General features: G+C 63.9%; 19 protein-coding genes, 1 tRNA gene and 1 riboswitch. Of the genes, 16 read left to right on the top strand and 4 right to left on the bottom strand.

What is annotated here, in order from left to right:
- Positions 1-49: 49 nt before the first annotated feature.
- The 6 genes from B5G28_RS10445 to plsY all read left to right on the top strand — a co-directional run bounded on the left by B5G28_RS10445 (position 50) and on the right by plsY (position 4,958).
- On the top strand, positions 50-454 hold the full coding sequence (locus B5G28_RS10445) for an ATP-binding protein (protein WP_087248538.1): 405 nt from the start codon (positions 50-52) through the stop codon (positions 452-454).
- 178 nt (positions 455-632) lie between these two features.
- On the top strand, positions 633-1,130 hold the full coding sequence (locus B5G28_RS10440; protein WP_087248536.1) for a YceD family protein: 498 nt from the start codon (positions 633-635) through the stop codon (positions 1,128-1,130).
- Between the two features lie 25 nt (positions 1,131-1,155).
- The gene (gene rpmF / locus B5G28_RS10435) at positions 1,156-1,335 is read left to right on the top strand and encodes a 50S ribosomal protein L32 (RefSeq protein ID WP_087248534.1); all 180 of its coding nucleotides are present in this window, start codon (positions 1,156-1,158) and stop codon (positions 1,333-1,335) included.
- A 107-nt stretch (positions 1,336-1,442) separates the two neighbouring features.
- Positions 1,443-2,795, top strand: coding sequence for a DUF512 domain-containing protein (locus B5G28_RS10430; RefSeq protein WP_087248532.1), 1,353 nt, complete (start codon positions 1,443-1,445; stop codon positions 2,793-2,795).
- On the top strand, positions 2,792-4,135 hold the full coding sequence (der, locus tag B5G28_RS10425; protein WP_087248530.1) for a ribosome biogenesis GTPase Der: 1,344 nt from the start codon (positions 2,792-2,794) through the stop codon (positions 4,133-4,135). Before B5G28_RS10430 ends, der begins: the two co-directional genes overlap by 4 nt.
- A gap of 145 nt (positions 4,136-4,280) precedes the next feature.
- A complete protein-coding gene (plsY, locus tag B5G28_RS10420; protein WP_087248528.1) occupies positions 4,281-4,958 on the top strand; it encodes a glycerol-3-phosphate 1-O-acyltransferase PlsY in 678 nt (225 codons plus the stop codon).
- A gap of 224 nt (positions 4,959-5,182) precedes the next feature.
- Here plsY and B5G28_RS10415 read toward each other — a convergent pair.
- Positions 5,183-5,258, bottom strand: a tRNA-Ala gene (locus B5G28_RS10415).
- Positions 5,259-5,428: 170 nt separating this feature from the next.
- Positions 5,429-6,004 carry an energy-coupled thiamine transporter ThiT gene (thiT, locus tag B5G28_RS10410; protein WP_087248526.1) on the bottom strand — a complete coding sequence of 192 codons (576 nt, stop codon included), beginning with the start codon at positions 6,002-6,004 and terminating at the stop codon, positions 5,429-5,431.
- A gap of 79 nt (positions 6,005-6,083) precedes the next feature.
- Positions 6,084-6,185, bottom strand: a riboswitch (TPP riboswitch).
- 162 nt (positions 6,186-6,347) lie between these two features.
- Here thiT and B5G28_RS10405 point away from each other — a divergent pair.
- Positions 6,348-7,127: an MBL fold metallo-hydrolase gene (locus tag B5G28_RS10405; protein ID WP_087248524.1), complete on the top strand. Its 780-nt coding sequence runs from the start codon at positions 6,348-6,350 to the stop codon at positions 7,125-7,127.
- A gap of 83 nt (positions 7,128-7,210) precedes the next feature.
- Here the strand turns inward: B5G28_RS10405 and B5G28_RS10400 are convergent, their stop codons facing one another.
- Complete coding sequence (locus tag B5G28_RS10400; protein ID WP_087248521.1) at positions 7,211-8,299, bottom strand: sugar kinase; 1,089 nt, start codon at positions 8,297-8,299, stop codon at positions 7,211-7,213.
- Between the two features lie 210 nt (positions 8,300-8,509).
- Positions 8,510-9,424, bottom strand: a complete 915-nt coding sequence (locus B5G28_RS10395; protein WP_087248519.1) for a 4Fe-4S cluster-binding domain-containing protein — start codon at positions 9,422-9,424, stop codon at positions 8,510-8,512.
- Positions 9,425-9,589: 165 nt separating this feature from the next.
- Between B5G28_RS10395 and B5G28_RS10390 the strand changes: the two genes are divergently transcribed.
- The 9 genes from B5G28_RS10390 (at position 9,590) to B5G28_RS10350 (ending at position 22,062) form a co-directional block, all read left to right on the top strand.
- Positions 9,590-11,596, top strand: coding sequence for a fructose-1,6-bisphosphatase (locus B5G28_RS10390; RefSeq protein WP_087248517.1), 2,007 nt, complete (start codon positions 9,590-9,592; stop codon positions 11,594-11,596).
- A gap of 289 nt (positions 11,597-11,885) precedes the next feature.
- Entirely contained in the window at positions 11,886-13,172 is a 1,287-nt protein-coding gene (locus B5G28_RS10385) for a UDP-N-acetylglucosamine 1-carboxyvinyltransferase (protein ID WP_143405427.1), read from the top strand.
- Between the two features lie 97 nt (positions 13,173-13,269).
- Complete coding sequence (locus B5G28_RS10380; RefSeq protein ID WP_087248513.1) at positions 13,270-14,067, top strand: MBL fold metallo-hydrolase; 798 nt, start codon at positions 13,270-13,272, stop codon at positions 14,065-14,067.
- 404 nt (positions 14,068-14,471) lie between these two features.
- Positions 14,472-17,132, top strand: a complete 2,661-nt coding sequence (gene alaS / locus B5G28_RS10375) for an alanine--tRNA ligase (RefSeq protein WP_087248511.1) — start codon at positions 14,472-14,474, stop codon at positions 17,130-17,132.
- Positions 17,133-17,241: 109 nt separating this feature from the next.
- Positions 17,242-17,583, top strand: coding sequence for a histidine triad nucleotide-binding protein (locus tag B5G28_RS10370; RefSeq protein ID WP_087248509.1), 342 nt, complete (start codon positions 17,242-17,244; stop codon positions 17,581-17,583).
- Positions 17,584-17,616: 33 nt separating this feature from the next.
- Entirely contained in the window at positions 17,617-18,156 is a 540-nt protein-coding gene (locus B5G28_RS10365) for a phosphoribosyltransferase family protein (protein ID WP_087248507.1), read from the top strand.
- 76 nt (positions 18,157-18,232) lie between these two features.
- Positions 18,233-20,401, top strand: coding sequence for a ComEC/Rec2 family competence protein (locus B5G28_RS10360; protein WP_087248506.1), 2,169 nt, complete (start codon positions 18,233-18,235; stop codon positions 20,399-20,401).
- A gap of 18 nt (positions 20,402-20,419) precedes the next feature.
- Positions 20,420-21,451, top strand: coding sequence for a DNA polymerase III subunit delta (gene holA, locus B5G28_RS10355; RefSeq protein ID WP_087248504.1), 1,032 nt, complete (start codon positions 20,420-20,422; stop codon positions 21,449-21,451).
- Complete coding sequence (locus B5G28_RS10350) at positions 21,448-22,062, top strand: DUF4093 domain-containing protein (protein ID WP_087248502.1); 615 nt, start codon at positions 21,448-21,450, stop codon at positions 22,060-22,062. Before holA ends, B5G28_RS10350 begins: the two co-directional genes overlap by 4 nt.
- Positions 22,063-22,213 lie beyond the last annotated feature (151 nt).

The following is a 22,213-nucleotide window of genomic DNA, read 5'->3' as shown; positions in this document are numbered from 1 at the left end:
CACAGGAATCCTGCGCCGCAAGGCGTGGAAAATACAGGAGGCAATGACTATGATTAGACTGATTGTTGGCACCAAGGGTTCGGGAAAGACCAAGGCTATGATCGACATGATTAACGAGTCGGTCCGTACCAGCAAGGGCAACGTCGTCGTGGTGGAGAAGGGCATGAAGCTCACCTACGATATCGCATCGGCAGCCCGCCTCATCGACCTCGAAGAGTACAAGATCCAGGGCGGCGAGATGCTGTATGGCTTCGTCGCAGGCCTGATGGCCAGCAACTATGATATCACCGATGTCTACATCGACGGCATCCTGAAGGTCCTCGATCACGACATCAACCGTCTGGGCGTGGTTCTGGACGAGATGGCCGCCATCGCCGGCGACACTGTCCGCGTGACCGTCACCGTCAGCGCCGACGAGTCCATGCTGCCCCACAACGTCAAGAAGTACCTGTAAAAGGTCTCGGACGGTTTCATTCTGAAAAATTTCGGACAGGCCGGTGTGCTCAGGGCGCGCCGGCCTTGCCCGGTCCCGGCACAAAAGAATGAAATTTTTCCCATTTGTGCGCAATTTGGGGCTTGACACAGACCCCCTTTGGCGCTATACTTACAAGGCAGCTTTTTAGAGGTGTACTATGCAATTTGACCTAAGAAGGTTCATCGCATCCGGCCGCGCCAGACAGGAGCAGACTTTTGACTGCGACCTGACGGGGCGTGATTTTGCCGGGTCCCGCATCGAGGCGCCTGTGGCCGCCCGCTTTGCAGCGGAGGCCGACGGGGACGAAGTGCGGATGACTTTGCAGGCAAGCGCATCGGTGCATGGCGAATGCGCACGCTGTCTCGACCCTGTCCAGCTTGAGGTACAGGTGGATGCGGGCTGGACGGCGCGGGAACGCGACCTGGACGACCCGGATTTTGAGCTGCCCGTCAACGAGGCGGGCTGCATCGATCTGGACGACTGGCTCTACCAGGAGTTTTTGTTCCAGGTCCCCACGGTCCTGTTGTGCAGTGCCGACTGCCCGGGGCTGTGTCCCCAATGCGGGCGCAAACGTCCCTGCTCCTGCCCGGCTGCGCCGGAACAAAGCGCACAGCCGGATGCGAGGCTGAGCGTACTGAAATCACTGCTGAATTGATATTCCATCCAAGGAGGTGCAAACTATGGCAGTACCCAAGAGACATCTTTCCAAGGCCCGCCGCGATAAGCGTCGCAGCAACGTCTGGAAGCTGGAGGCCCCCACGCTGGTGAAGTGCAGCAACTGCGGCTCTTTCAAGCTCCCCCACCAGGCCTGCGGCAACTGCGGCTACTACAAGGGCGAGGAAGTCATCAAGAAGGGCTGATTTGCATTTTACTTGGTGGCATCATGGATGTATGACAGAAGGGGAGGGCGTGCCGCGCCTTCCCCTTCTTCGCGTTTTGAGACGCATTGCGAAAGGAGGCGGCGCCTATGGCCATGAAGATTGATACCGTCGCTGCGGGCAGCGACGCCCAGGCGCTGGGCCTGGGCCCCGGGGATGAGCTGTTGTCGGTGGACGGCAACGCCATCAACGACGCGCTGGACTACCAGTTTTATACCGACAGCCCCGGCTTTCATCTGACCGCCCGGGTGGACGGCGTCCTGCGGGAGTGGGACGTGGCCCGTCAGCCCGGCGAGGATTTCGGCTGCAATTTTGCCACCTATCTGGGGGACAAAAAGCACTCCTGCGCCAACCGCTGCATCTTCTGCTTCATCGACCAGCTGCCCCCCGGTATGCGCAAAAGCCTGTATTTCAAGGACGACGACGAGCGTCTGTCCTTCCTGTTCGGCAACTACATCACGATGACCAACATGCACGACCGCGAGATCGACCGGATCATCAAGATGCACATTTCGCCGATCAATATTTCGGTCCACACCACCAATCCCGAGCTCCGCTCCAAAATGCTGGCCAACCGCCGCGGCGGCGAAACCCTGAAATACCTCTACCGCCTGGTGGAGGCGGGCATCGCGGTGAACTGCCAGCTGGTGCTGTGCCGCGGGGTCAACGACGGGGACGAGCTGCGCCGCACCCTCACCGACCTGCTGGCCCTGGCCCCCATGGTCCAGAGCGTGGCGGCGGTGCCCTGCGGGGTCACCGACTACCGGGAGGGGCTGTACCAGCAGACCCCCTACGATGCGGCGTCCAGCGCCGAGGTCATCGACATCATGGAGGCCTTCGGCGACGAGGCCAAGGCCCGCCATGGCGTCCGGATCATCTACCCCAGCGACGAGTGGTATCTCAACGCCGGGCGTCCCATCCCGCCGGCGGAGTTCTATGAGGACTTCGCCCAGCTGGAAAACGGCGTGGGGATGTGGCGGCTGTATGAGGACAGCTTCCGGGCCGAGCTGGAGCGGGCCCACGTGGTCTATGAGGAGAAAAAGATGGACGTGGTCACCGGCACCATGGCCGCCCCCCTCATCACCGCCATGATGGAGGAACTGCACCGGCAGTACCCCATGATTTCGGTGACCGTCCACCCCATCCAGAACCGCTTTTTCGGCGGCAACGTGGGGGTGGCGGGCCTGGTCACCGCCACCGATATCATCGACCAGTGCGCGGGCAAGCTGACCAGCGGTGTGCTGGGCGTGCCCGAAGTGATGCTGCGCAGTGAGCGGGATATGTTCCTGGACAGCATCACGGTGGAGGAACTGGCCCGGCGCCTGGGGGTCAAAGTGGAGATCCTGCCGGCCGACGGCGGCAAGGAGGCCCGCGCCCTGCTGCGCAGCGGGCTGCATATTTCCCGCCGCAGAAAGCCGAAGAAGGAGGAAATGAGCCAATGAGTAAACCCATTGTCGCAGTGGTGGGCCGGCCCAACGTGGGCAAATCCACCCTGTTCAATAAACTGTGCGGCCAGCGCCTCGCCATTGTGGAGGATACCCCCGGCATCACCCGGGACCGCATTTTTGCGCCCTGCGAGTGGCAGGGCCACGACCTGCTGCTGGTGGATACCGGCGGCATCGAGCCCAAGGCCACCGAGGGCATCCTGGCCCATATGCGCCAGCAGGCCCAGATCGCCATCGACACCGCCGACTGCATCATCATGGTGGTGGACGTCCGCTCGGGCCTGACCTCCTCCGACGAGGAGGTGGCCCACATGCTGCGCCGCAGCCACAAGCCCATCATCCTGGCGGTGAACAAGTGCGACAGCGTCGGCGAGCCGCCGGCCGAGATGTACGAGTTCTACAACCTGGGCTTCGATGAGGTGATGCCGGTGTCGGCGGTCCACGGCCATGGCACCGGCGACCTGCTGGACGCCGTCTGCGCCCATCTGGACTTTTCCGAGACGGTGGTGGAGGAGGACCGGATTCCGGTGGCCATCATCGGCCGGCCCAACGTGGGCAAGTCCAGCCTGACCAACCGCATCCTGGGCGAAAACCGGATGATCGTGGCCGACGAGGCCGGCACCACCCGGGACGCCATCGACACCCCGGTGGACAACGCCTATGGCAAGTTCATCTTTACCGACACCGCCGGCCTGCGCCGCCGCTCCAACATTGAGGAAGGCCTGGAGCGGTATATGGTGGTGCGGGCCCTGGCGGCGGTGGAACGCAGCCGGGTGGCCCTGATCCTGGTGGACGCCACCGTGGGCTTCACCGAGCAGGACAGCAAGATTGCGGGCTATGCCCACGAACAGGGTAAGGCCTGCATCATCGTGGTCAACAAGTGGGACGCCGTGGAGGGCAAAGAGACCAACACCATGGAACTGCAGCGCCGGGGGTATGCCGAGTGCTTCAGCTTCATGAGCTATGCGCCCATCATCTTTATTTCGGCCCAGACCGGCTATAACATCGACCGGCTGATGCGGCTGATCCGGGACGTGGACACCCAGAACGGCGCCCGCGTGCCCACCGGCGTCCTGAACGAGATGCTGGCCCGGGCCACCGCCCGGGTGCAGCCCCCCACGGACAAGGGCCGCCGCCTGAAAATCTTCTATCTGACCCAGGCCTCCACCCGTCCGCCGACGTTTGTGGCCTTTGTCAACTCCAAGCCCCTGTTCCACTTCAGCTATCAGCGGTACCTCATCAACCAGATCCGCGAGAGCTTCAGCCTGGAACACACCCCCATCCGCCTGGTGGTCCGCGAGCGCGGCAGCGGGCAGGTCGGGGCGAAAGACGTGTAATCAACCCTGGAAGAAATGGCCCCGGCCTGCATGGATGCGGCCAGCCAGCCGGGGCTTTTGGTACCGGCGAAGGAAGGCGGGTCCTGCAGATACAGCCTGTGTGAACACAGGGCCTGCCGCTGCTTGATTCAAAGGAGGAATCCCTATGCTGATGGATTTTCTGATCGTCCTGGCGGTTGCCCTGGAGGCATACCTGCTGGGCAGCATTGACACCGGCATCCTGGTGTCCAAGTTTGTCTACCACGACGACGTCCGCCGCCACGGCAGCGGCGCCGCCGGTATGACCAATATGCTGCGCACCTTTGGCAAGAAGGCCGCCGCCATGACCGCCGCCGGCGACGTGCTGAAGGGCGTGGCTGCGGTGTGCATTGCCCGGTGGCTGTTCGGCTATATGTCGGGCCAGCTGTTCTCCCAGTTCCTGGGGATCTACCTGGCGGCCATTCTGGCGGTCATCGGCCACCTGAAGCCCATTTACTTCGGCTTCAAGGGCGGCAAGGGCGTCCTGGTGGCGGCCGGCACCATTCTGGCGGTCCAGCCGGTGCTGATTCCCTTCCTGATGGTGGTCTTCCTGGTCTGCCTGATCCCCACCGGCATGGTCTCCCTGGGCAGCATTACAGCAGCAGCCTCCTATCCCTTCCTGACCCTGGCCTATGGCCTGCTGAGCGGCTACGGCCTCCACGATGTGGTGGTGATGACGGTGGGCGGCGCCATTATGGCCGGCATGGTCATCTACATGCACCGCTCCAACCTCCAGCGCATCCGCGAGGGCAAGGAGTATCGCTTCGGCAAAAAAGGCAAGGACAACAACGGTACCAAAAACTGAGCCTGAACCCACATAGAAACAGCAAAGCCCCCGCCGTTCCCGGCGGGGGCTTTTGTTGCGGGTATCCTTCAAAAAGCGGCAAAGGCTGCGGTTTCGTCCCGGCAGAGGGCGCCCCAGGGACTGGCGGTCAGCCGGGCCAGGGCATGGGCGAACCGCCGGCCGGAACTAGACTGCCGCGGGCAATACAAACAAAAAAACACCCGCTTCGATTGAAGCAGGTGTCTTGGTGGAGATAAGCGGGATCGAACCGCTGACCTCTTGAATGCCATTCAAGCGCTCTCCCAGCTGAGCTATACCCCCATATTCTTGACTGTCTTAAGTGCTGTGCACCGGCGACGTCAGTTATTATAGCAGAGGAGAGGGGGAATGTCAACTGTTTTTCTGCAATTTTTTGCAAAAAAATGCCGCCTCCCGGACGGCATCCGGGAAGCGGCGGAAAAACAACGCAGATACAAAAGACCTTGGCTGAATCAGGCGGCGGCCTTTTCCTGCTCCAGGAACAGCTGGGGCGCGGCCTTGTAGATCAGCAGGGCGGCCACCAGGGTGATGATGGTTTCGGGCAGCATGTAGCTGGCGTTGTAGGTCAGGCTGTAGACCCAGGCGGACAGGCCCTCGTTCAGGTTGCCCCAGATCAGCACGCCGGACAGGAAGCTGCACATGAACCGCAGGAAGCCGGCCATGAAGGTGCCCACGGCGATGCCCACCGCCCGGTTGGAGAAGGGACGGGCGAACAGCTCGGCCAGGCCCAGGGCCATGAACGCCAGCACATAGTCCAGCAGCACCTCGCCCAGGAAGTACAGGAAGGTGGGCACCGGGGGAGCCCAGAAGCCCAGCAGCATCTGCAGCAGGCTGTTCACAAAGCCGGTGAACAGGCCCCACTTGACGCCGTGGCGGAAGGACACCAGCACAAAGGGCAGCATGCTCAGCAGGGTGACGCTGCCGCCGTTGGGCATGGTGAAGATGCGGATGTTGGACAGAACGGTGCCCACCGCAATCATCAGGGCGCATTCCACCAGGATGCGGGTCTTGGAATAGGTTTTGGTCATCAGAAATCGCTCCTCAAAAAAGTAGTACACAAAAACAAAAGCGCCCGCTTTGCAGCAGGCGCATGGGGTGTTTACAAAACCGGACGTTCCGCAAACTTACCTACGCCGGCATTACCCGGATCAGGTTGGAGGGTACTCCGCTTGTGCGGATCTCAGCCTTTCGGCGCCCCTGTTTTCATGTCCACCGTCCAGTATAGACAACTGTGGAAAAATGTCAACCCCCGGGACGGGATTTTCTTGCCCCAGGGCGGGGGCGCGTTCCCTTTTGGGGCGAAATGCGCTATAATAAAGCCAAAGCCGGCGGCCGGAGGGCCCCGGCACAATCCGAAAAGGCGGTGAAACAATGATCAACATCACAGCGCTGGTGGAAAACACCACCTCCGACGAGCGCCTGGACAAGGAACACGGCCTCTCCCTCTACATTGAGGCCCTGGGCCACAGGATTTTGTTTGATATGGGGCAGACCGATCTCTTTGCCCGCAACGCCGAGGCCCTGGGCATCGACCTGGCGGGGGTGGACCTGGCGGTGCTGTCCCACGGACACTACGACCACGGCGGCGGCCTGGCCCGGTTTCTGGAGCTGAACCAGACCGCCCCGGTCTACCTGAACCAGCACGCCTTTGAGCCCCACTACCACGGGGAGGAGCGGTACATCGGCCTGGACACAGCCCTGGCGGCCAGTCCCCGGCTCCGCTTTGTGGGGGACCGGGAAGAGATTGCCCCCGGCCTGACCCTGGCCACCTGCAACGGCCTGCCCAAGCGGGAGGACCTGGGCAGCTTCGGCCTGACGGTGGAGGAGGACGGGGCATTCCAGCCCGAGGACTTCCGCCACGAGCACTATCTCCTGATCGAGGACGCCGGGCGGCGGGTGCTGATCAGCGGGTGCTCCCACAAGGGGATTCTGAACATTGTGGACTGGTTCCGGCCGGATGTGCTGGTGGGCGGCTTCCACTTCAACACCATGCCCCTGGACGACGCCCTGGCGGGCTACGCCCGGCAGCTGTCGGCCTACGGCACCGAATTCTACACCTGCCACTGCACCGGCCGCAAGCAGTACGCCTTTATGAAGGAGTACATGGACCATCTGGCCTATCTTTCCACCGGCCAGACCATCCAGGTGTAAAACCCGGTGCGCCGGTCCGTTCCCAACAAAAAACACCCCCGGGCGCTGTGGGCGTCCGGGGGTGCGGTGGTTTTGGGGGAACGTTAACGCTTGATGTCGTAGTTCATGTTCATCAGGTTGCGGATGGTGCCCACGTCGTCGGTGATGTTGGCGTCGCCGTGGATGGTGTGCTTGATGGCGCTGCTGGCCACCGCAAAGTTGATGATGTCCATGGCCTTGTAGTTGTGGAGCATGGCGTAGATCAGGCCGCTGGCGAAGGCGTCGCCGCCGCCCACGCGGTCCAGAATGTTGAAGGTGAACAGCTTGCTCTCGAAGGTATGGCCGTCCAGCCACATGAAGGCCTTCAGGCTGTTCTCGCTGCCGCTGTGGGCGTAGCGCACATGGCGGGCGATGCACTTGATGTTGGGATACCGCTCAATGAACCGCTGGAAGATCTCGTCCTGCTGCTCATAGCTGGGCTGCAGGGGCACGCCGTCCTTCCAGTCGCCCTTGGAATGGTCGTTCTCGTCCTTCCACAGGTGGTAGGGCTCGATGCCCAGCAGCACGTCCACATAGGGCAGGCACTCGGTGCAGAAGTCCCGGGCATCCTCCCAGCTCCACAGGGTGCTGCGGAAGTTGCCGTCAAAGCTGACGGTCAGGCCCTTTTTCTTGGCGGTTTTCAGCAGGTCCATGGTCAGGGCCCGGCAGTTGGGGGCCAGGGCCGGGGTGATGCCGCTCAGGTGCAGCCAGTCGTAGCCGTCCAGCAGGGCCTCCAGGTCCACCCGGGAGAAATCGTACTCGGTGATGGCGCTGTGCTTGCGGTCGTAGGTGACCTTGGACGCCCGGATGCCGTAGCCGGTCTCCAGGTAGTAGGTGCCCAGACGGTGGGTGGGGACATCCTGCTGGGTGGCCAGAATCATGGGAGTGCAGTGGACGTCGTTGGAGCGCAGCATGCGGACCGCGCTCTTGCCCAGGCTGTTGTTGGGCACCACGCTGAAAAAGGTGCTGTCCACGCCCAGGTTGGCCAGCGCCAGGGCGATGTTGGCCTCGCTGCCGCCGTAGCTGGCCTCAAAGCTGGAGGCCATGCGGATTTTTTCGTAGTTCGGCGGGGTCAGACGGAGCATGATCTCACCGCAGGTGATGAATTTCGGCGCGTCGGTATCTCTGCTCAACAGAGGATTGTAGTGTTCCATAGGGCTCCTCCTTCAAGTTCCCGGTGGGCGGGCGGGTGCAGGCCCCAAAGGCCGCACGTTCAGTGTTGTATCCATTATATTGCTTTTCGCAGAGAATTTCAAGCAGCTTTCCCAAAACGTTGGAGGCAATGTGCCAAAATTTGTGGAAACCTGCTGTGCATTTGGATCAAAATGCGGGGATTTCAGCGCCGCGACGCCGAAATCCGCCCCTTACACCCCCGTCAGGTCAAAGCTGGGGGTGTATTCCTCCCGGGCGCTGCTCTTCTGCTGCATGTATCCGGTGGTGAGGCCCTTGTCCATGGCGTAGTTCACCACCCGGCGGTATTCGTAGGTGGTGATCCGCCGCCCGATGCCGTGGTCGGCGGCCTGATAGAAGGGGGTGAACTGGCTCATGAGGCTGGGCAGGAAACAGCCGGGGGCGGCGTCGTTCCAGGCGGCCATCTGGTCCAGTACCCGGAAACTGTCATCCGTGTGGCCGGGGATGGCCAGGTGCCGCAGAATCACACCCCGCTGGAGGATGCCCTCGCCGTCAAAGACGGGGCGGCCCGCCTGGGCCAGCATGGCCTCGATGGCGGCTTTGGCGGCGGCGGGGTAGTCGGGGGCGGCGGACAGGTCGGCCGCCAGGGCAGGGGAGATGTATTTCAGGTCGGCCAGCCAGATGTCGATGTACCCCGCCCAGCGGGCCACGCTCTCGACGGTTTCATAGCCGCCGGTGTTGCAGACGATGGGCAGGTGCAGCCCGGCGGCCCGGGCCTGGTCCAGGGCGGCCATAATCCAGGGCTGCCACTGGCCGGGGGTCACCAGGTTGATGTTGTGGGCCCCCTGGGCCTGAAGGTCCAGGAAAATTTCGGCCAGCCGCTCCACGGTGATTTCCTTGCCGAAGGCCTGGGCGCTGATGGGGTAGTTCTGGCAGTAGCAGCACCGCAGAGCGCAGCCCGAGAAAAACACGGTGCCGCTGCCCCGGGTGCCGCTGATGCAGGGCTCCTCCCAGAAGTGGAGGGCCGCCCGGGCCACTTTCAGGGTGCCGGCGGCGCCGCAGTATCCGGCCCGGCCGGCGGCGCGGTCTGCGCCGCAGCGCCGGGGGCACAGGTCACAGCGGCTGGGGATGGTGAAGGTTGTAGACATAGTGCATAAAGTCCCTTCCAAAAGATTTACGGATTTGACCTGCAAACAGTATACCATTTTTTCTGCCCGGCGTGTTATACTGAGTATTGAAAAAACTTGTATCCTTTGAAAAGAACGGATTGAGAAGCATTGCGCCGCGCTCCGGCGCGCAAGGAGGGATGATCCATGCAGACCGAAACCGACGAAATCCGCAAAAATCTGAAATACCTGAACCTGCTGGCCCGGGACTACCCGTCCCAGGCGGCGGCCGCCAGCGAGATCATCAGCACCCAGGCCCTGCTCAAGCTGCCCAAGGGCACCGAACACTTTATGAGCGACCTCCACGGGGAAAACGAGGCCTTTGTCCACATCCTGAACTCGGCCTCGGGGGTGATCCGGGAGAAGGTGGACGCCGTCCTGGGGGAATCGGTTCCCGCCGAGACCCGGGCCGAGCTGGCCACCCTGATCTATTACCCGGCGGAAAAGCTGCCCCAGCTCAAGGCCCGCCAGCCCAGCCAGTCCGCCCTGGAAAACTGGTACAGCGAGACCCTGCTGCGCCTCATTGATATCTGCCGTCTGGTGTCCTCCAAACACACCCGCAACCACGTCCGGTCCTGCCTGCCCTCGGGCTGCGGCTATGTGCTGGACGAGCTGCTCCACGCCCATTTCGAGGACCACGACAAGGATTTGTATTACGGCCAGATCGTGGGCAGCATCATCGAGAACGGCCGGGCCGACCGGTTCATCACCCGCCTGTGCGAGCTGATCAAGCGGCTGGCGGTGGACAAACTCCATATTGTGGGGGACCTGTTTGACCGGGGCCCCCGGCCCGACATCATTCTGGACCTGCTGCTGCGGCATCACAGCGTGGATATCCAGTGGGGCAACCACGATGTGGTGTGGATGGGCGCCGCCGCCGGCAGCCCCATCTGTGCCGCCACCGTCATGAAAACCACCCTGGCCTACCACAACCACGGGATGCTGGAGGACATCTACGGCATCAACCTGCGGCATCTCCAGCGGCTGGCCGACCAATACTACGGCCAGGACGACCTGTCCATCTGGATGCCCCACACCGACGCCGCCCGGGGCCCCTACACCGAGGGAATGCTCCACCGCTGCGCCGTCATGCACAAGGCCATCTCCATCATCCTATTCAAGCTGGAGTGCGCCGTCATCGACCGCAACCCCGATTTTCAGATGGAAGGCCGGGACTACCTGCGCCGGATCGACTGGGAGAAGGGGACGGTGAACATCGCCGGGAAGGACTACCCCCTGCGGGACACCAGTTTCCCCACCGTGGACCCCGCCAACCCCGCCGCCCTCAACGAGGACGAGCAGATGGTGATTGACCGGCTGGTGGCCTCCTTCCGCCAGAGCGAAAAGCTCCAGCAGCACGTCCGGTTCCTGTACGCCAAGGGCAGCGTCTACCACATCGAAAACGGCAACCTCCTCTACCACGGGGCGGTGCCCATGACCGAGAAGGGGTCCTTTGCCTCCGAGCGGTTCGAGGGCCGGACCTATTCGGGCCGGGCCCTGATGGACTACTGCGACGAGCGGGCCCGCCGGGGCTACTACAGCCCCGAGGGCAGCGCCGCCCGCCAGAGCGGCCAGGATTTCCTGTGGTATCTGTGGTGCGGCAAGCTGTCGCCCCTGTTCGGCCGCAGCGCCATGACCACCTTTGAGCGGATCTATGTGGCCGACCCCGCCACCCATGCCGAGGTGAAGGACCCCTATTATACCTGGTACAACGACGAGGCCGCCTGCCGGCGGATTCTGTCCGAATTCGGGCTGCCGGGGTCCTGCCACATCATCAACGGCCATGTGCCGGTGAAGGAGAAAAACGGCGAGAGCCCCATCAAGGGGGGCGGCCGGCTGATTGTCATTGACGGCGGGTTCTGCCGGGCCTACCACGAGAAAACCGGCATCGCCGGCTACACCCTGACCTATTCCAGCCGGGATATGTCCCTGCGGACCCATCAGCCTTTCATCAGCGCCGAAAAGGCCATCACCGAAAACATCGACATCGTCTCCCGGGAAAACATCCTGGAACAGGAGAACCACCGGGTGCTGGTGGAGGACATCGACGAGGGCGAGACCCTGCGGGAAAAGGTACATGACCTCAAACAGCTGGTGGCTGCCTATCAGCTGGGCTGGATCAAGGAGGCCGAGGTCCAGGACCGGGTGTGGTAACTGCCTCTTGACGCCCGGAGGAAATATGTGTATTCTGTGTAAAAGAGAGAAAAAATACGAATGAATATGGAGAATCTGGGCAAAACAGAAAATAAGAGAAAACCTCTGGCCTGAAACTTTGCTTTTTTCCTGGAGTTGTGTATAATAGGGTGAGCCGCAAGGGAAACGGCGTGTTTGCGCTGCCCTGAAAATCCGCCTGGCTGTGTACAAAAATCCAGTCTAGGTGCAGGGAACGTGTGCGGCGTGGGACGTTTATTGAATCTGCGGACCCATGAAGGAGATCATTACTTTGGAGAAGTTTGTAATTACCGGCGGCAAGCCCCTGCAGGGCGAAGTCGCTATTTCGGGCGCCAAAAATGCGGCGGTGGGCATCCTGCCCGCCACCATCCTGGCGGCCGGCGTCTGTGTGATCGAGAATCTGCCCAACATCAGCGACGTATCCGTCAGCCTGAACATCCTCAGCGCCCTGGGCGCTCAGGTGCGGATGCTCAACCGCAACACCTACGAGATCGACACCACCCATCTGGTCAGCACCAACGTGCCGGACGACCTGTCCCGGCAGATGCGGGCCAGCTACTATTTCCTGGGGGCGCTGCTGTCCCGCTTTGGCAAGGCCCAGGTGGCCATGCCCGGCGGGTGCAATCTGGGCCCCCGCCCCATCGACCAGCACCTGAAGGCCTTCAGCGCTCTGGGCGCCCAGGACAGTGTGGATTACGGCATGATCACTGTCCGGGCCAAGGAGAAGCTGCAGGGCGCCCGCATCTTCTTTGATAAGGTGAGCGTGGGCGCCACCATGAACGCCATGCTGTCGGCGGTGATGGCCGAGGGCCAGACCATCCTGGAAAACTGCGCCAAGGAGCCCCATGTGGTGGACCTGGCCAACTTCCTGAACATGTGCGGCGCGGACGTCCGCGGCGCCGGCACCGACGTGATTAAAGTCCGGGGCGTCAGCCAGATGCACGGCTGCACCTACAGCATCATCCCCGACCAGATCGAGGCCGGCAGCTATATGGTGGCCGCGGCGGCCACCGGCGGCGACGTGATGATTCACAACGTTACCCCCAAGCACCTGGAACCCATCACCGCCAAGCTGCGGCGCTGCGGGGCCGAGGTGGAGGAGTTTGACGACGCGGTCCGGGTCACCCGCACCGGGCCCATCCTGCCCACCAAGATCAACACCATGCCCCACCCGGGCTTCCCCACCGACATGCAGCCCCTGATGGGCGTGCTGCTCAGCGTGGCCAAGGGCACCAGCACCATCACCGAGGGCATCTGGGACAACCGTTTCCGCTATGTGGATGAACTGCGGAAGATGGGGGCCAACATCCAGGTGGACGGCCAGGTGGCGGTGATCGAAGGGGTGGAGCGGCTGATGCCCGCCCCCCTCCACGCCAGCGACCTGCGGGCCGGCGCGGCCATGGTGGTGGCGGCCCTGATGGCCGACGGCACCAGCGAGATCGAGGAGATCAGCCACATCGAGCGCGGCTACGAAAACATTGTGGAAAAGCTGCAGGGCCTGGGGGCCGACATCCGCAAGGTGGAGCGGGTCCCCGCCGCTCTGGAGCAGGCTCTGTAACAAAACCGAACCAACCCTGAATCCCTGGAGTCGCACCGGCCTGGCGCGGCTCCTTTGATTCGTTGTACACCCAGGGCAGGGAGGGCCCTTTTCCCCCATGGCAGAATTCATCTCGCTTTATTCCGGTTCCTCGGGCAACTGCAGCGTGGTCCGCAGCGGCGGCCGCTGCCTGCTCATCGACATGGGCAAGGGGGTGCGGGTCACCACCGGCGCGCTGCGGGAGGTGGGGCTCCAGGCCGCGGACTGCGCCGGCATCCTCATTACCCACGAGCACAGCGACCACGTCAAGGGCCTGGCCACCTTCCTCAAACGGCATCTGCTGCCGGTGTACGGGGCCCAGGCCACCCTGGATGCGCTGGAGGCCGGCGGCGTGCTGCCGGCGGGGTGCCCGGTCCATGTGCTGGACCCCCAGACCGGCGACGAGGAGGAAATCGGCGGGTTCGGGGTGCGGGCTTTCCCCACCAGCCATGACGTGCCCTGCGTGGGCTACCGCATCACCACCCCCGAGGGGAAAGTGATGTCCATTGCCACCGACCTGGGGGTCCTGACCCCGGCGGTCCATGCCGCCCTGGCCGGGTGCGACCTGGTGGCCCTGGAGAGCAACTACGACCCCTATATGCTGCGCAACGGGCCCTATCCCTATTACCTGCGGGCCCGCATCGAGAGCCCCCGGGGCCATCTGTCCAACGACGAGTGCAGCGAAAAGCTGGCCGAGCTGGTGCAGCAGGGCTGCGAAAAGTTCGCCCTGTGCCACCTGTCCCAGGAGAACAACACTCCCGCCCTGGCGCTGCAGACGGTGTTCACCACCCTGGGCGCGGCGGGGGCCGTGCCCGGCAAGGACTGCATTGTCCAGACCCAGCGGCGCAATGAGGTCAGCCCTACGCTGGAATTTTGATCGAAACAGTTGACAAAAACGCTGTACATGCTTATAATTTGAGTGGTGCGGCCGGGGGTGTGGCCCCCTGCCGCCCGCCTGAAATCAAAAAGGTTATTTGGCGATGACAGGGCCAGGAATGTGCGCCCAGCCGTTCAGAGAGAGGGTTTTTCAGCTGTGAGGCCCTCCGGCTGTTCACGTTCCATGCCACCCTCGAGCTCCCGGCGAAACAAGCCGGGCGCGGCGCAGCGTTATTGCGGCAAAAGAGGCGGCAGGCCACCCGGCCCGCCGCAAGTTGGGTGGTACCACGGAGCAGTTACGGCAGCCTTCGTCCCTTGTCGGGGCGGGGGCTGCTTTTGTTTTCGCCGCGCTGCCGTTTATATTCAGGCCCCGCATGGCGGGGCAGAGCAAGGAGAGAATCGTTTATGCAATGGACCGGTTTGAATGAACTGCGTGAAAAATACCTGAGCTTCTTCGAGGGCAAAGGTCATCTGCGCCTGGGCAGCTTCCCCCTGGTGCCCAAGGACGACCCCAGCCTGCTGCTGATCAACAGCGGCATGGCCCCCATGAAGAAGTGGTTCCTGGGCCAGGAGGAGCCGCCCCGCCACCGGGTCACCACCTGCCAGAAGTGCATCCGCACCCCCGACATCGAGCGGGTGGGCATCACCGCACGCCACGGCACCTTCTTTGAGATGCTGGGCAACTTCTCCTTCCAGGATTACTTCAAGGAGGAGGTCATTCCCTGGGCATGGGAGTTCCTGACCAGCGACCAGTGGATGGCCATCCCCAAGGACAGGCTGTATATCTCGGTCTACCTGGAAGACGACGAGGCCTATGACATCTGGACCCAGAAGGTGGGCATCGCCCCCGACCACATGGTCCGCATGGGCAAGGAGGACAACTTCTGGGAGCACGGCTCCGGTCCGTGCGGCCCCTGCTCCGAGATTTACTTTGACCGCGGCATCGAGTACGGCTGCGGCAAGCCCACCTGCGGCCCCGGCTGCGACTGCGACCGCTATATGGAGATCTGGAACCTGGTGTTCAGCCAGTTCGATTCGGACGGCAAGGGCCACTATGACCGCCTGCCCAAGCCCAACATCGATACCGGCATGGGCCTGGAGCGTCTGGCCTGCGTGATGCAGGGCGTGGGCAACCTGTTTGAGGTGGACACCGTCCAGAGCGTGCTGCACCATGTGGAGCACATCGCCGGCAAGACCTACAAGCAGAACGACAAGACCGACATCTCCATCCGCGTCATCACCGACCACATCCGCAGCTGCACCTTTATGGTGTCGGACGGCATCCTGCCCTCCAACGAGGGCCGCGGCTACGTGCTGCGCCGCCTGCTGCGCCGCGCCGCCCGTCACGGCCGTCTGCTGGGCATCCAGGGCCCCTTCCTGGTGGACCTGGTGGAGACCGTCATCCAGTCCAGCGAGAGCGCATACCCCGAGCTGCGTGAGCACGCCGCCTACATCAAGAAGGTGGTGGGCACCGAGGAGGCCAACTTTGCCCGGACCATCGACGCCGGCATGAACATCCTCAACACCCTCATCGACGGCATCGAGAAGGCCCATCAGCACGTCCTGAGCGGCCTGGATGTCTTTAAGCTGAACGACACCTTCGGCTTCCCCCTGGACCTGACCCGCGAGATCGCCGCCGAGCAGGGCATCGAGGTGGACGAGGAGGGCTTCCACGCCGAGATGACCAAGCAGAAGGAGCGGGCCCGCGCCGAGCGCCTCAAGAAGAATATTTCGGGCTGGAGCGCCGACCTGTTCGGCTCTCTGGAGGCTGCCCCCACCGTCTTTACCGGTTATGACACCCTGAACGACCAGGGCACCGTGGTGGCCCTGTCGGACGAGGAGACCCTCACCGACGCCATCGCCACCGACGACCAGGCCAAGGAAGGCGTGCTGGTGGTGCTGGACAAGACCCCCTTCTACGCCGAGATGGGCGGCCAGACCGCTGACCACGGCGTCCTCACCGGCGACAACTGCACTCTGCGCGTGCTGGACGTGAAGAAGACCCCCAAGGGCTACTTCGTCCACACCTGCGTGCTGGAGAACGGCTATGTCCGCGTGGGCGACGTGCTGAACGCCCAGGTGGACCGTGAGTACCGCTGGGCCATCGCCCGCAACCACACCGCCACCCACCTGCTGCAGGCTGCCCTGCGGGAGGTCCTGGGCGACCACGTCCACCAGGCCGGCTCCTATCAGGATGCCCATGTGACCCACTTCGACTTCACCCACTTCAGCGCCGTGACCCCTGAGGAACTGGCCCGGGTGGAGCAGATCGTCAACGACAAGATCTATGAGGCCCTGGAGGTCAACGTCCGCAGCATGCCGCTGGACGAGGCCAAGAAGATGGGCGCCATGGCCCTGTTCGGCGAGAAGTACGGCGAGATCGTCCGCGTCGTGGACGTCTGCGGCTGGTCCACCGAGTTCTGCGGCGGCACCCACGTCAAGAACACCGCCCAGATCGGCTGCTTCAAGATTGTCAGCGAGTCCTCTGTGGCCGCCGGCATCCGCCGCATTGAGGCCGTCACCGGCAAGAACCTGCTGATGCGGGCCAACGCCAACGAGCTGACCCTGCGCCAGACCGCCGCCGCCCTCAAGGCCAACAACGTGGCCGACCTGGCCGCCCGTGCCGAGGCCGTCATGGCCGAGAACAAGGCCCTGACCAAGGAGCTGGATACCCTCAAGGCTGAGGTAGCTGCCTCCAAGGTCACCGACCTGTTCAAGAACGCCAACGAGGTCAACGGCGTCAAGATCGTCACCGCCTACTTCACCGGCACCGCCAGCGACACCCTGCGCGGCATGTGCGATACCATCCGCGACAAGGCCGTCAACCCGGTGGTGGCCGTCCTGGTGGGCAGCGACAACGGCAAGACCACCATGGCCGTGGCCGTCAACAAGCTGGCCCAGGCCAAGGGCCTCAAGGCCGGCAACCTGGTCAAGGAGCTGTCGGCCATTGCAGGCGGCAAGGGCGGCGGCAAGCCCGACTTCGCCATGGCCGGCCTGAAGGACGCCACCAAGATCGACGAGGCCCTGCAGGCTGCAGGCGAGGTGGCCGGCCGCCAGATGGCCTGATCCACGGCCCGCGCGCGGCTTTGGACGCCGCGCTGACTGATAACGGCAGAAACCGGCCCCCGGCCGGGCGCTGCCGGCAGATTCACCCACGAAAGGAGCTGTCACAACCATGGATGACTGCCTGTTCTGTAAGATCGCTGCGGGGGAAATTCCCTCCAACAAGCTGTACGAGGACGACCAGCTGCTGGCCTTTTATGACATCGACCCCCAGGCCCCGGTCCACTTCCTCGTCATCCCCAAAAAGCACATTCCCTCGGCCGCAGCCCTGACCGAGGCGGACGGGGCCCTGCTGGGCCACATCTTCGCCACCATCGCCAAACTGTGCAATGACCTGGGCTGCGACGGCGGCTACCGCATCGTGTCCAACGTGGGCGAGGACGCCGGCCAGAGCGTCAAGCACCTGCACTTCCATGTGATGGCCAAGCGCCCCATGGGCTGGCCCGCAGGCTGAGAGCCCGGATCGGAAAAAGGAGAGAATCACAACATGGCTGAAACCTATACTTTGAAGGTCGCGGGCCTGACCCGCGAGCTGACCATCTGCAAGGTGAACGACCACATGGACATTGCGGCCTTCATCATGCTGGGTGACAGTGAGCTGACGGTGGCCGCAGCCGCCGAGCTGCTGAAAAAGTGCCCCGACTTTGACATCCTGCTCACCGCCGAGGCCAAGGGCATCCCCCTGGCCCACGAGATGAGCCGTCAGAGCGGCAAACCCTATGTCTGCGCCCGCAAGAACGTCAAGCTGTATATGAAGGACCCGGTCATCGTGGAGGACCAGTCCATCACCACCGCCGGCAAGCAGAAGCTGGTCATCGACCGCAAGGAGCTGGACCAGATGAGCGGCAAGCGTGTGCTGGTGGTGGATGACGTCATCTCCACCGGCGGTTCCCTGAAAGCCCTGGACGCCCTGGCCGAGCAGACCCACTGCGAGATCGTGGGCCAGGCCGCCGTCCTGGCTGAGGGCGACGCAGCCAAGCGGGAGGACATCATCTTCCTGGAGCCGCTGCCCCTGTTCTTCCACTGATGGGGTGAGGCGGCCGGTCTGCGCACTTTTTGCCGGTGCGCTGAGCGCACAGCTGATCGCTGCTTATGAGCCGCAGGTGACCCTCGGGCCGCTTGCGGCTTTCTTTGTCGGGATCTGCCTGGCGGTGATGCTGCTGGGCGGGCGGCGCAGGGGATATGGACCCTGGCTGCTGGCGGGGGCCATGCTGGGCATCGGCTTTACCCTGCGCACCCAGGCCCGGCTGGAAGCCCTCACCAGCCGGTACGACAACACCACCGTCCGCCTGGTGGCCAGCGTGGAGGAGGTAAGGGAGGGTTACACCCGGCTGAATGTCCGGGCCAGGCTGCGGGTGGAGAGCGTCCGGGGGCAGGAGGCGTCCTTCTGCTGCTGGTGCGACAACCTGCCGGCCTGTGAGGCCGGGGATCGGATCGAGGGGATTTTCACCCTGGAATCCCCCGGCCAGGAGGACCGTCCCGGCCGCTACGCCGACGAAATCGTCTTTCTGGCCGACTACAGCCAGCAGTTTGCCTGTCTGGGAGAGGCGGAAGGCTTTCGGGCCTGGTCGGCCCGGCTCCAGCAGACCCTCAGCGATGCTCTGTGCAAAGATATGGAAGGGGACGAGGCCGGCGCCCTGGCCGCCATGGTGGTGGGGGACCGAAACCGGATTTCCACCGAGCTGAACAGCGCCTACCGGGCGGCGGGACTGTCCCATGTGCTGGTGGTCAGCGGAATGCACGTCACCATCCTGTGCGGCATGGGCCTGCCGGCCCTGTGGGATATGAAGCGCTGGCTGACGGCAGGGCAGAAGCTGGCCCTGCTGCTGCCGGACAAACTGGGCTTTAAGCTGTACCGGCGGTTCGGGGTGCGGCTGGCCCAGATGCAGCTGCGTCCCGCCCGGCCCATGGAGGGCTGTTTCAGCCGGCGCAGGGTCTGGGCTCTGCGGCTGCGGGCCCTGGGGCCGGTGGCTCTGGCCGTCCTGCTGACCGGCATCACCGGCTTTACCCCGTCGGTGCTCCGGGCCGCCGCGGCGGTGGCCATCGGGGCCTTTGGGGTGTGGGTCATGGCCCCCGCCGACGCCATGACCAGTCTGGCTCTGGCCGGGCTGGGGATGAGCGCCTTTAACAGCTACGCCGTCTGCGACGTGGGCTTTGAACTGTCCTATGCGGCGGTGATGGGCACCCTGGCAGGGGCGGCCCTGGCCCGCCGCCGCACCCAAAGGCTGAACGACCGCCCGGCCTTTCGCCGGGAGGGGATGGGACAAGCGCCCCTGATCCAGCGGGCGGCTCTGCGGCTGGCGCGGGCGGTCTGGACCACGGGGTGCATCTCCCTGTGCGCCTCGGCGGCCACCTTCCCGGTGCTGGTTCTCCGGGGGATGAGCACCAGCCCCTATGCGCTCATATCGGGTGTGGCCGTCCTGTGGGTGGTGCAGCCCATGATGATTCTGGGCATCCTGGCGGCCCTCACCGGGCTGGTGCCGGCACTGTACCCGGTCTATCATCTGCTGGCGATGGGAGCCGGAGCTCTGGCCCGGCTTCTGAACGCCTGGGTGGAGATGGTGTCCCAGTGGCCCGGGGCCCAGATGGCTTTTGACAGCCGCTATGCCGCCGCAGTGAGCCTGATCCTGATGGGCCTGTGCTACCTGGCCTATCAGGGCCGGGTCCGGGCCCGGTTCTGGGTGCCGGCGCTGGTGCTGGCGGCTGCGGTGGGGATCGGCGGGGCGGTGGTCCTGAGCCGGGATGTGGTGCAGGTGGCCCTGGTGGGCAGCACCCAGACCCCCTCGGTGATCCTGACCCAGAACGGCCAGACGGTGGTTCTCTACCGGGGCGGCAGCAGCGGCCGCACCGCGGTGGAGGGCTGGCTGGAAAGTCACGGCCTGTCCCAGCCCTGCCTGCTGGTGGATTTGCGCAGCGAACCCTCCCGGGTGACCCGCCCCGAGGCGGACCGGGTGATTCTGGCGTCGGGGCTGGGAGATTATGCCACCTACCGGGGCCAGCGGGGCGATATGAAAGTGGAAGTCCTCTGCCTGCCCCAGGGCCGGGCCGCCCTTGTGACGGTGGGCCGGTGGCGGCTGGCAGCGGTCAACGGCACCTTTGAGCTGGCCCAAACCATGGAGGTGGACTGGCTGCTGGCCTCTCCCTCCGACCCGTCGGCCTTCCGGTGGGAAGGGGTGCTGGCGCTCAAGGAATACGACTGGATGGACCCGGACACGCCCCGGGCGTCCGGGCTGCTGCTGCGGCCGGGCGGGGGCGTGCGGGTCCGGCAATGACAAAGGAGGCGAGGCGCGATGCCCGCAGAAACCAAGCTGGCGGTCCTGGCGGAACAGGGCTGCCCGGTGTTCTATTTTTACTCCACCGAGAAATATCTGGTGCACCAGGCGGTGCAGGCGGCCTGCCGCCTGCTGGCCCAGGGGGCAGAGGAGGAGATGACGGTGCTGGACGGGTCGGCTCCCGACGTGGAGCAGCTGGTGATGGCGGCGGGCACCATCTCGTTTTTCGGCACACGGCGTGTGGTCTGCCTGCCCGAGGTGGACCCCGGGGCCTACAGCGAAAAAGACCTGGAAGCCTTCATGGACACGGTGGCCAGCCTGGAAAACGCCGTGCTGGTGCTGGGCAGCGTCTTTGAGGCCGAGCGCACCGGCAAGGCCAAGCCGGGCAAGCGGGCCCAGCGGCTGATTGCCCAGTGCAAAAAGCTGGGCTGGGCCGAGGAACTGGCCAAGCCCGGCCCCGCCCAGCTGCGGCAGATGATGACCGACCGGGCCCAGGCCCAGGGGGCCGAACTGACCGGCCCGGCGGCCTCGGCCCTGCTGGACCGCTGCGGCGATGACCCCTACCTGCTGGAAAACGAGGTGGACAAGCTGGCGGCGGCCTCGGGCTACCGCACCATCACCCCGGCTCTGGTGGCCGACATGGGTGTGGTGAGCCTGGAGGCGGACGTCTTTGAGATGGTGCGGATGGTGACCGCCCGCAACGCGGCCGCCGCCTGCAAGAAACTGCAGGTTCTGCTGCGGCTTCAGCAGGAACCCATCGCCATCACCGCCGCCCTGATCGGCAGCTACGTGGACCTGTACCGGGTCAAGCTGGGCCAGCAGAACAAAAAGAACTACACCGCCGTGTTCAAGGACTTCGGGTACAAGGGCAGTGATTTCCGGCTCAAGCGGTCGGCCCAGACGGCGGCAGGCTACACCCTGCCCCAGCTCAAGCGGTGCCTGAATATCCTGCTGGAACTGGACAAAAACCTCAAGGGCCAGCCGGTGAACCCCCAGGTGCTGCTGGAAATGGCCCTGTGCCGCCTGGCCATGGAAGGAGGCAGCCGATGAGCGAACGTCTGCATACCGGCCGGGTGCTGGTGGTGGAGGGCAAATACGACGCCGCCCGCCTGGCCGGCCTCACCGACGCCATGATCCTGCTGACGGGCGGGTTCGCGGTGTTTTCGGACAAAAAACGCCAGCGGCTTCTCAAGCAGCTGGCAGAGCAAAACGGCCTGATTCTCCTGACCGACTCGGACAAGGCGGGGTTCCAGATCCGCACCTACATCACCAACCTGGTGGGGGAGGAACACGTGGTCCAGGCCTATGTCCCGGCCATGCCGGGCAAGGAGCGCCGCAAGGCCGCCCCCGGCAAGGAGGGCCTGCTGGGGGTGGAGGGGGTGCCCGACGAGGTGATCCTCCGCAGCCTGCGGCAGGCTCTGGGCAGCGAGGCCGACCAGCCCGCCGCCCCCCGGACCGGCCGGGCCGTCACCTACACCGACCTGTACGACTGGGGCCTGTCGGGTACCGCAGGGGCCGCCGAGCGGAAATACCGGCTGCTGGGAGCCCTGGGGCTGCCGCCGAGACTTTCCAAAAAGGAAATGCTGGAGGTATTCAACCGGCTGTATACCTTTGAACAGCTGGACCACCTGCTGCAGCAGCTGGAAGAACCCGAATCCTGAACAAAACGAACGCCCGGGCCTTTCCCGCAAAAGTGAACCGCTCCAGTAAAAGTAGACAGTGAAAAAAGAAGGCCTCCTGTGGTAGAATAAAACTACTACAGGAGGTCTTTGCTATGCCCAGAAAATACAGCCACATTCAGGAACACGAGAA

The organism is Faecalibacterium sp. An77, from assembly GCF_002161315.1.
Lineage (GTDB): Bacteria > Bacillota > Clostridia > Oscillospirales > Ruminococcaceae > Faecalibacterium.
This window is presented reverse-complemented; position numbering and strand designations above follow the sequence as displayed.

Bases quoted from the DNA above. Each gene is read 5' to 3' on its own strand.
- B5G28_RS10445 (WP_087248538.1), top strand. From the start codon at position 50: ATGATTAGACTGATTGTTGGCACCAAGGGTTCGGGAAAGACCAAGGCT.
- B5G28_RS10440 (WP_087248536.1), top strand. From the start codon at position 633: ATGCAATTTGACCTAAGAAGGTTCATCGCATCCGGCCGCGCCAGACAG.
- rpmF (WP_087248534.1), top strand. From the start codon at position 1,156: ATGGCAGTACCCAAGAGACATCTTTCCAAGGCCCGCCGCGATAAGCGT.
- B5G28_RS10430 (WP_087248532.1), top strand. From the start codon at position 1,443: ATGGCCATGAAGATTGATACCGTCGCTGCGGGCAGCGACGCCCAGGCG.
- der (WP_087248530.1), top strand. From the start codon at position 2,792: ATGAGTAAACCCATTGTCGCAGTGGTGGGCCGGCCCAACGTGGGCAAA.
- plsY (WP_087248528.1), top strand. From the start codon at position 4,281: ATGCTGATGGATTTTCTGATCGTCCTGGCGGTTGCCCTGGAGGCATAC.
- thiT (WP_087248526.1), bottom strand. From the start codon at position 6,004: ATGACCAAAACCTATTCCAAGACCCGCATCCTGGTGGAATGCGCCCTG.
- B5G28_RS10405 (WP_087248524.1), top strand. From the start codon at position 6,348: ATGATCAACATCACAGCGCTGGTGGAAAACACCACCTCCGACGAGCGC.
- B5G28_RS10400 (WP_087248521.1), bottom strand. From the start codon at position 8,299: ATGGAACACTACAATCCTCTGTTGAGCAGAGATACCGACGCGCCGAAA.
- B5G28_RS10395 (WP_087248519.1), bottom strand. From the start codon at position 9,424: ATGTCTACAACCTTCACCATCCCCAGCCGCTGTGACCTGTGCCCCCGG.
- B5G28_RS10390 (WP_087248517.1), top strand. From the start codon at position 9,590: ATGCAGACCGAAACCGACGAAATCCGCAAAAATCTGAAATACCTGAAC.
- B5G28_RS10380 (WP_087248513.1), top strand. From the start codon at position 13,270: ATGGCAGAATTCATCTCGCTTTATTCCGGTTCCTCGGGCAACTGCAGC.
- alaS (WP_087248511.1), top strand. From the start codon at position 14,472: ATGCAATGGACCGGTTTGAATGAACTGCGTGAAAAATACCTGAGCTTC.
- B5G28_RS10370 (WP_087248509.1), top strand. From the start codon at position 17,242: ATGGATGACTGCCTGTTCTGTAAGATCGCTGCGGGGGAAATTCCCTCC.
- B5G28_RS10365 (WP_087248507.1), top strand. From the start codon at position 17,617: ATGGCTGAAACCTATACTTTGAAGGTCGCGGGCCTGACCCGCGAGCTG.
- holA (WP_087248504.1), top strand. From the start codon at position 20,420: ATGCCCGCAGAAACCAAGCTGGCGGTCCTGGCGGAACAGGGCTGCCCG.
- B5G28_RS10350 (WP_087248502.1), top strand. From the start codon at position 21,448: ATGAGCGAACGTCTGCATACCGGCCGGGTGCTGGTGGTGGAGGGCAAA.